This is a genomic window from Brachybacterium sp. ACRRE (assembly GCF_022346485.1).
Taxonomy (GTDB): Bacteria; Actinomycetota; Actinomycetes; order Actinomycetales; family Dermabacteraceae; genus Brachybacterium; species Brachybacterium halotolerans.
This window is the reverse complement of the sequence record NZ_JAKRMO010000003.1, coordinates 98894-108227: the sequence shown is the minus strand read 5'-3', so window position 1 is coordinate 108227 and position 9334 is coordinate 98894. Positions and strand designations below refer to the sequence as shown.

The 9334-nt window shown below is 69.1% G+C and carries 3 protein-coding genes and 2 rRNA genes; all 5 read left to right on the top strand.

The window, feature by feature from the left end; translation table 11 throughout:
* Window positions 1-115 (top strand): 23S ribosomal RNA (locus MHY49_RS01765); the annotation flags it as partial.
* 117 nt (window positions 116-232) lie between these two features.
* A 5S ribosomal RNA gene (gene rrf / locus MHY49_RS01760) occupies window positions 233-349 on the top strand.
* Between the two features lie 397 nt (window positions 350-746).
* The gene (locus MHY49_RS01755; protein ID WP_239202103.1) at window positions 747-1754 is read left to right on the top strand and encodes a polyprenyl synthetase family protein; all 1008 of its coding nucleotides are present in this window, start codon (window positions 747-749) and stop codon (window positions 1752-1754) included.
* Window positions 1755-2044: 290 nt separating this feature from the next.
* Complete coding sequence (locus tag MHY49_RS01750; protein ID WP_239202102.1) at window positions 2045-8293, top strand: Ig-like domain-containing protein; 6249 nt, start codon at window positions 2045-2047, stop codon at window positions 8291-8293.
* Between the two features lie 55 nt (window positions 8294-8348).
* Window positions 8349-9323: a MoxR family ATPase gene (locus MHY49_RS01745; RefSeq protein ID WP_239202101.1), complete on the top strand. Its 975-nt coding sequence runs from the start codon at window positions 8349-8351 to the stop codon at window positions 9321-9323.
* Window positions 9324-9334 lie beyond the last annotated feature (11 nt).

The window sequence follows — 9334 nt, the reverse complement described above, 5'->3', positions numbered from 1 at the left end:
CCGTGCACCCTTGTGGTGTGGGAGGCCCCCAGGAGATGACTGGGTTGATAGGCCAGATGTGGAAGCACAGTAATGTGTGGAGCTGACTGGTACTAATGGCCGATGACTTATCAACACAAAAGTTTAAGAGTTGTGTGCTGTGCTCGCGTCTACTGTGTGGTTCTCGGGAAACAACCCCGCGCACCCCTCTTTGTGTGTGGGGGTGTGGTGGGCTGGTGGTGTCTCATGGTGTTACGGCGGTCATAGCGTTGGGGAAACGCCCGGTTCCATTCCGAACCCGGTAGCTAAGCCCTTCTGCGCCGATGGTACTGCACTCGGGAGGGTGTGGGAGAGTAGGACGCCGCCGGACATTCCTTGGTGAATGAGGGTTGTGGCTCGTCACGAGCAGCTCCCTGGACTCGAGTGATCGGGTTCGGGTGGAGCGCGGTGACGAGCCACAACCCTTTTCCGCACCCATACGTTCCCATGTCTCCGGCTGGTTCCCGTCTCTCCGCGAGCCACCGATGCGTCTGATCCGGAGCCGGCGGCTCCACGGCGGGCTGGACGCCCTGGTGCAGCCCCAGCGTGTTCTCGAGCCGGCGTGAGGTCCGCGTTGAGAACAGGCGGGCGAGCCCCGTCGTGCGTGTGTGGTGTGGTGCATGCCGGGAGGCTGAAGGTGGTTGCTCCGATGCCCCCGGGGCTAGAATCGTGAGGGTCCTCGCGAGCGTGGGGACCCGTGGCCGTGACCCCGTGCGAGAGGACGAATCGTGGAATCTGCCCTCTCGTCACTCCCTGACGTCGACGACGAACTCGCAGGAGCGGTGCTCTCCGGCCTCGCGCGCGTCGAGAAGAGGCTGACGGACACCGTCGCGGTCTCCGACGACATGATGTCCTGGACGTCCCGCCACCTCATGGACGCCGGCGGCAAGCGACTGCGCCCCCTGGTGGTGCTCCTGGCAGCCTCGATGGGCGACATCGAGGACGACGCCGTGATCGACGCCGGCACCCTCGTCGAACTGACGCACCTGGCCTCGCTCTATCACGATGACGTCATGGACTCGGCGCCCACGCGGAGAGGGACCGCGAGCGCCCACGAGGTCTGGGGCAACTCGGTCGCCATCCTCACCGGGGATTTCCTGTTCGCCCGTGCGAGCGCCCTGAGTGCGAAGCTCGGCGCCGATATCGTCGCCCTTCACGCCCATACCTTCGAGCGCCTGTGCCTCGGCCAGCTGCACGAGACCGTCGGTCCCGCCGAGGATGCCGACCCCTTCGAGCACTACCTCTCCGTCCTCTCCGACAAGACCGCATCGCTGCTCTCCGTCGCCGGGGAGATCGGTGCGCTCACCTCAGGCGCTGGGGACGAGGTCGCCTCGGTCATGCGTGCGTACGGGGAGAAGGCGGGCGTCGCCTTCCAGCTCGCAGACGACGTCCTCGATCTCCGCAGCGACTCCCAGACCTCCGGGAAGAACCCGGGCACGGATCTGCGCGAGGGCGTCCCCACGATGCCGACGCTGCTGATCCGCAGGCGCCTTCAGGAGAATCCGGACGCGCGGACGCGGGACATCGTCGACCGGCTCGACGGGGACCTGAGCGACGACGATGACCTCGCTGCGCTCGTCGGCCTCCTCCGCGAGGACCCTTCCCTCGAGACCACCCTCGACATGGCCCATGCGCTCGTCGGCGAGGCCATCGAGATCCTCGGCGCACTGCCGGACGTCCCCGCTCGCCGCGCTTTGATCGACTTCACACGAGGACTCGTCGACCGCGATACCTGAGCGACCTCTGAGGTCAGCTCGTGCTGCGTCGCGGGCACGTCAGGGTCCGGGCGCATCGTCGCCCGCTCGCCACTCCACATTCATGCCCGGGCATTGGCCTCAGTCCGACCTGCCGGTAGCATCACTCCGGGCACTCCACGCCGAAGGACGCCGGCACCGCCGCGTCCGCACGGCGACCCGACCGATCGACGCCGGGAGCTGAGCGCCCTCGTACCGACGAGTCTTGCAGGGGGCTGTCGCGCTCCGGGACCGCCTCGGGCAGCGCGGCATGAGGGGCAGGGGAGCTGCACGTGGCATTCGCGATGACGGGCCGACGACGCCGGCGCACCCTCATCTCCAGCGCCGTCCTGGCCGTTCTCGCGCTCGTCGTCACCATCTGCGCCGTGCGCTTCGACGGACTCGCCTCCGCCGAGGTCACCGTCAACAACGGTGCCGTGTGGGTGACCAACTCCCAGAAGCACCTCCTGGGGCGCCTCAACGTCGATGCCCGGGAGTTCGACGGCCGCGAAGCCATCGACGGCGACGACCTCGACGTCCTGCAGGACGGATACCACGTGATGGTCACCGGTCCGAAGGGCATCATCCCCATCGATACCGCCACCGTGGAGCGCACCGGCAACATCGACCTCGGCCTGGACCCCGAGGTGGATCTCGGATCCGACCGCGTCGGCATCATCGGCACCGGGGGACGCGTCTGGGTCGCCGACGCAGCCCAGATCTCCTCCTTCTCCGCGACGGGGCAGAAGCCGCTGCTCACCGCGGAGGACGAGAACGCGCAGATCGCCGTCACCGACTCCGGGACCGTCTTCGTGCTCGACGGGAAGCAGCTGTACAAGATCCCGCGCACCCTCGACGTGGGTGCGGAGAAGCCCGAGAAAGTCGGGACCATCGACGACCTCTCGAGCAGCGAGGACGCGGTCTCCCTCACCACCGTCGGCGAGACGCCCGTCGTGCTCGACACCGAGACCGGCCACGGCCGGCTGCACATCGGCGAGGACGCGAAGACCACGGTCGCGCTCAAGGACCTCGGGGCATCCACCGCGAGCGTCCAGGGCGCCGAGCTCCAGCAGCCGGGCCCCGAGTCCGACGACGTCGTCCTCGCCACCACGGACACGCTCTACCAGATCCCGCTCAGCGGCTCGGCCGGGAAGGCGCAGCACCACCCGTCCGGCGGGAACGGGGAGCCCGTGGCGCCCGCGCAGGTCGGCGGCTGCGCCTACGGGGCGTGGAACGGGTCCCTGCGCTACGTGCGCGTCTGCGGCGGGGAGGTGAAGGCCGACACGATCGAGGACGCCCGCGACGAGAGCGACCTCGCCCTGCGCGTCAACGGGGACCTCGTCGTCCTCAACGACCAGGAGAGCGGGCTGTCCTGGATGATCTCCCAGGACATGACGCTGGTCGACGACTGGGTCGTCACCCAGGACATCAAGAAGGACGACCGCAAGCAGGAGGAGAAGGAGACCAAGACCTCCACGGTCGCGAACCTCGACTACGACCGCAAGGAGGACAACCGCGACCCGGTGGCGAACCCCGACGAGATGGGCGTGCGACCCGGATCCAGCACCGTGCTGGACGTGCTGCGCAACGACACCGACCCCGACGGCGACGTCCTCACCGCGAAGCCCAAGAAGGCCGAGAGCGACCTGGGGCGCGTGACCCCGATCCGGGGCGGCACCCAACTGCAGATCGACGTCCCCGAGGACGCGAAGCCCGGGACGAAGAAGGAGATCGTCTACACGGTCTCCGACGGCCGGGGCGGCACCGCGGAGTCCGTCGCGACCCTCACGGTCCGGGGAGAGCAGGACGACGCCCCGCCCGAGCTCGCCCAGGACGAGACGCCGAAGATGAAGATCCGGTCCGGGCGCAGCTTCAGCTTCAACATCCTGCCCTACTACCGTGATCCCGACGGCGACGACTTCTACCTCGCCGGAGCCAGCGTCGAGCCGCAGGACAGCGTCACCTTCACCCCGGACGGCGTGGTCAGCTACACCGACGCGGGCCTCGAGGACGGGGAGAAGTCCATCTCCCTCACCCTGCGCGACGACAAGGGCCAGGAGTTCGAGAGCGAACTCAAGGTGGAAGTCGTCCAGGACGAGGACCTCGCACCGATCACCACGGCCGACCACACCCAGGTCGTCGCCGGCAGCGCCGTCGACCTCGAACCGCTGGAGAACGACCTGAGCCCCTCGGGCGACAAGCTCGAGCTCGCAGAGGTCTCCCTCGAGGGCGGCGGGGACGGTCTCGACATCGAGAAGGACCTCGACGCCGGCACCGTCTCCGTCACCGGCAGGACGGCCGGCACCTACTACCTCGACTACACGATCGTCGGCGGCACGCAGAGCGCCGACGGGCTCATCCGCGTGGACGTCGCCGACCCGAGCGCCGAGGCCGAGAAGCCCGTCGCCGTGGACGACCTCGGCATGGTCACGGCCGGCGGGTCCACCCTCGTCGACCCGCTCGAGAACGACGTCGACCCGACCGGGGGAGTGCTGGTCGTCGACTCCGTGTCGGTGCCCGACGGCAGCGGCGTCGATGCGCGCGTGCTCGACCACCACCTGATCAAGATCACCGCGGATCCCGATGCCGAGACCGACGGCGAGCCCGTCCCGATCTCCTACACCGTCGCCAACCAGGCCGGCGAGGTCGAGGGCACGGTCCAGACCATGGTCGTGAAGACCGACAGCCAGTTCGCCGAGCCGAAGACCGTCAACGACGAGGTGACCGTGCGGGCGGGAGACCTGGTGACGGCCGACGTCCTCGCCAACGACACCTCCCCGATCGACTCCGACCTCGCGCTCGGCGGCGACTTCCGCGACGCCGACGACGCGGAGGACATGGGGACGCTCGAGACCTATCAGGACAAGGTCCGCTTCACCGCGAAGCCCGATGCCAAGGGCGAGACCTCCCTGTCCTACACCGCCACCGACGAGACCGGGCGCTCGGCCTCCGCGCGCCTGCGGATCACCGTGGTCCCGGACGACGCCAGCAACGAGCGCCCCGCGCCGCAGAACCTCACCGCGCGCACCGTCGCCGGGAGCACGGTGCGCATCCCCGTGAGCCTCAGCGGCGTCGATCCCGACGGCGACTCCGTGATCCTCACGGGAGTCACCGGCGACGCCCCGAGCAAGGGACGCGTGACCTCCGCGTCCGGGGAGTGGATCGACTACGTGGCCGATGACGACGCCTCGGGCACGGACACCTTCCGCTACCAGGTCATGGACCGCCAGGGCGCCGTCGGCACGGCCGAGGTGAAGATCGGCATCGCCGCCCGCACCGAGACCAATCAGTACCCCATCGCCGAGGACGACACGGTCGAGGCCAAGCCGGGCCGCAAGCTGCAGGTCTTCCCGCTGGAGAACGACACCGACCCCGAGGGGGCGCCGCTCAGCATCGACCGGGACCTCGTGAAGTCCGAGGACGGATCCGTCGACCTCGACGAGGACCAGGCGAAGGGCTCGGCCTCCGTCGACATGGTGACGCCGGAGGAGCTCGGCACGTACACCATCAGGTACGGCGCGAGCGACGGATCCCTCTCCGACGAGGCCAGCATCCTGCTGACCGTGAAGGAGGACGCCGAGGAGCGCGCTCCGATCGTCACCGACGACTTCGTCCCCGCCGCGGAGGTGCTCGACGAGAGCAGCGACCACGTGGACGTCGACGCCCTCGCGAACGACGTCGACCCCGACGGCAGCGTGAAGGACCTCGAGCTCGCGATCGACGGCAGCCCCGAGGGCGTGCAGATCGTCGACGAGGACCGCGGGATCGTGCGCGTCACCCCGCGGGAGGAGCCCTTCCGGATCCGCTACACCGCCACCGACCTCGACGACCATTCCGCGGCCGGCTACATCTGGGTGCCGGGCACCTCGAAGCAGGCCCCCACCTGGGTCGGCGAGCCCATCACCGTCCAGGCCGGGACGGAGGCGAAGATCCCGCTCGACGACACGGACAACGTGCGCGTGCGACCTGGCGGCCAGGCCCCCGTCATCACCGATACCGCCACCGTGAAGGCGAAGCACGCGAACGGCGACAGCCTCGTCGCGGACGAGCACACCCTCGTGTACCGCGCGGCCGACGACTACTCCGGCGAGGACACGATCACCGCCGAGGTCACCGACGGGCCGCGCGGCGACGACACCGCTGCCGTGGGCATGCTGTCGATCCCGGTCACGGTCGAGTCCAAGGACAACAGGCCGCCGTCGATCCAGGGGACCGACCTCGAGGTCGAGCAGGGCGGCGACGCCCGCCAGGTCGACCTCGCCCGGACCGCAGACGACCCCGAGGGAGACGCCCTCACGTTCGAGTCCACCGGCGAGACCGGAGTGGACGGCATCAGCGTCGAGGTCAGCCCCGAGGGAGTGGTGAGCGCCCAGGCCGATGCCGACGTCGCCAAGGGCACGAAGTTCTCGGTGCCCGTCTCCGTCTCCGACGGCACCAACGACCCCGTGAAGGCCGAGATCAGCGGCACGGTCACCGGCTCCCGGGAGCCGCTCCCGTCCGCCCAGGAGGACACCTACGACATCGACGCGGGAGACACGAAGACCGTGCGCCCCACCGCGAACGACACCGAGCCCCTGGGCAAGCCCGTCACCATCGTCGACGCGAAGGCGAAGGCCGGCACGATCGACGTGGACCACACGGACGACGCGGTGACGCTGGCGCCCGGCGCCGACTTCCACGGCGTCGCCACCGTCAGCTACACCATCCAGGACGCCACCAAGGATCCCGACCGGCAGGACACGGGCACCATCCGCGTCAACGTGCGCGGCAAGCCGGATTCCCCCTCGGCACCTCGTATCGAGGAGACCGGCGACGGGTACGTGGTGCTCGGATTCGAGCCGGGGAACGACAACGGCGCCCCGATCACGGGGTACACGGTGAAGCCCGCCGGCGGTGGGAAGTCCACGCAGTGCGAGAGCACGACCTGCAAGATCAGCGGACTCACCAACGACACCGAGTACACCTTCACCGTCGCCGCGACGAACGACGTGGGGACGTCGGAGCCGTCGGCCGCCTCGGCGAAGGCCCGTCCCGACGTGAAGCCGGAGAAGCCCGAGGCTCCGCGCGTGAAGCGCGGCGACGGGAAGCTCCAGGTGTCCTGGACGAAGCCCGTCAACCACGGCTCGCCCATCAGCGAGTACGTGCTGCAGATGATCGGCGCGGACGGTTCCACGAGGTCGATCCCGGTCGAGGGCGGGAGCACCAGCACCACCGTGGACGGGCTGACCAACGGCGTCGACTACACCTTCAGCGTCCGCGCGAAGAACAAGGCCGACGAGCCCTCCGACTGGTCCGAGCGGTCGTCGGCGGAGCACCCTGCGGGCAAGCCCAAGAAACCGTCAGGGAAGATCACCGCGACGCGCTTCGAAGACGAACTGGGCGGCACCGTCCTGGTGAAGTGGCCGGCGATGACCGAGGACGAGCAGAACGGCGAGAAGGTCACCTCGTACACCGTCACCGCCCATCCCGGGAAGGGCGGCGGTGCCGAGAAGACCATCACCACGAAGGACGGGAAGACCTCCGGTCGCTTCGACGACCTGGACCGCAACACGGAGTACACGTTCACCTACACGGGCACGAACTCCGTAGGGAAGGGGACAGGGGCCTCGGCGGCCTCGAACCCGGTCACGGCGTACGCGAAGGCGAAGGCCCCCACGGGCGTGACGGCCTCCCTCCCCGACGCCCACACGGGCAGCGGGCCCAACGGCCGCGTCACGGTCTCCTGGAAGAAGGCGGACGGGCGCGGCACGCCGATCGACCACTACATGGTGCGCTGGCCCGGCGGCGAGCCGCGGACCGTGGACGCCTCGAAGGACTCCGTGACGATCGACGGGCTGGAGAACGGGAAGGACTATACGTTCACCGTGCAGGCGTACAACCGCTTCGCGGGCGGCGAGAGCGAGCTCTCGAAGGCCTCGAGCGCCGTGCGCCCGTACACGAAGCCGGATGCACCGTCGGTGTCGATGAGCGCCGCGAACTGCAGCGGCACCTCCTGCCCCGTGACCGCGAAGATCAGGGCCAACGGCGGCGGCGGGGTCGGCGTGAGCACAGTCCAGTACCGCGTGAACGGCGGCGGCTGGAAGGACCTCGGCGCCGGCGGCGGCGATCCGCAGGTCGGAGCGAAGGGCGGCACGAAGTACACCGTCGATGCGCGCGTCGTGAACAGCGAGAAGCTCGTCAGCGGCACCACCTCCGACTCCGCGACCGCGAAGTCGCCCACCCCGAAGCTGTCGGGCGAACCCCAGTGGGAGGGCAAGGGTGGCGCCTCGGGAGAGACCGGCTGCGAGAACGGCAGCTGCCGCTGGTTCAGCTTCAGCCTCGAGAACTTGGAGCCGGGAAAGAAGTACCAGCTCGACTTCTACGAGTACGAGACCGACAGCAAGTGGTCCGAGGGGGCGAGCTCCCTTCCGAAGGAGATCCCTGCTGATGGTCAGGGGCGGTTCACCAGCACCCATCAGTACTTCCACGGCTATCCGGGCAAGAAGTTCGACGTCCTGCTCGACGGGAAGAAGGTCGCGACGATCACGGAGCCCGATAAGTGACGCACGAACCCCGCCCTTCAGTCCCCATCCCATCCCGCACCATCGGAGACCCCACGTGAGCATGACCCCCGAACAGGCGAGCTGGTTCGCCGAGACCTTCGACAAGCTCGTCCAGAGCGTCGGCCAGGCCGTCCTGGGCAAGAGCGACGTGGTGCGCCTCGTGCTCACCTCGATGCTCGCCTCCGGGCACGTGCTGCTCGAGGACGCGCCGGGCACGGGGAAGACCTCTCTCGCCCGCGCGCTCGCCGCGACCGTGCAGGGCACGTCGACGCGCATCCAGTTCACGCCCGACCTTCTGCCCTCCGACGTCACCGGCGTGACGATCTACGACCAGGCCACCAAGCAGTTCGAGTTCCACAAGGGCCCCGTCTTCGCGAACATCGTCCTGGCCGACGAGATCAACCGCGCCTCCCCGAAGACCCAGTCCTCGATGCTCGAGGTGATGGAGGAGGGGCGGGTCACCGTCGACGGCGTCACCCATGAGGTCGGCTCCCCGTTCCTGGTGATCGCCACCCAGAACCCCATCGAGCAGGCCGGCACCTACCGCCTGCCCGAGGCGCAGCTGGACCGCTTCCTCATGAAGACGTCCCTGGGGTATCCCGACCACGCCTCGAGCGTGCAGATCCTCCAGGGATCCGCGATCCGCGACCGCAGCCGGCAGCTGAGCCCGAAGATCTCCCTGCAGGCCGTCGACGACATGACCGCCCTCGCCTCCACCGTGCACGTGGACCCCGCGGTCCTCGAGTACGTCTCCCGGCTCATGGAGGAGACCCGCCTGGCCGACGAGGTCCGCGTGGGCGTCTCCATCCGCGGCGCCCTCGCCCTCATGCGCGCCGTGAAGGTCTGGGCCGCGGCCGACGGCCGCCACTACGTCGTCCCCGACGACGTCAAGGAGCTCATCGCGCCCGTCTGGCTGCACCGGTTCGTCCTGGACCCCGAGGCCGAGTTCGCCGGCGCCTCCGCCGCGAGCGTCATGGGCAGGATCCTCTCCGAGGTCGCCCCGCCGCAGGCCCGCCGAGAGAGCGCGTGAGCCTCCCGAAC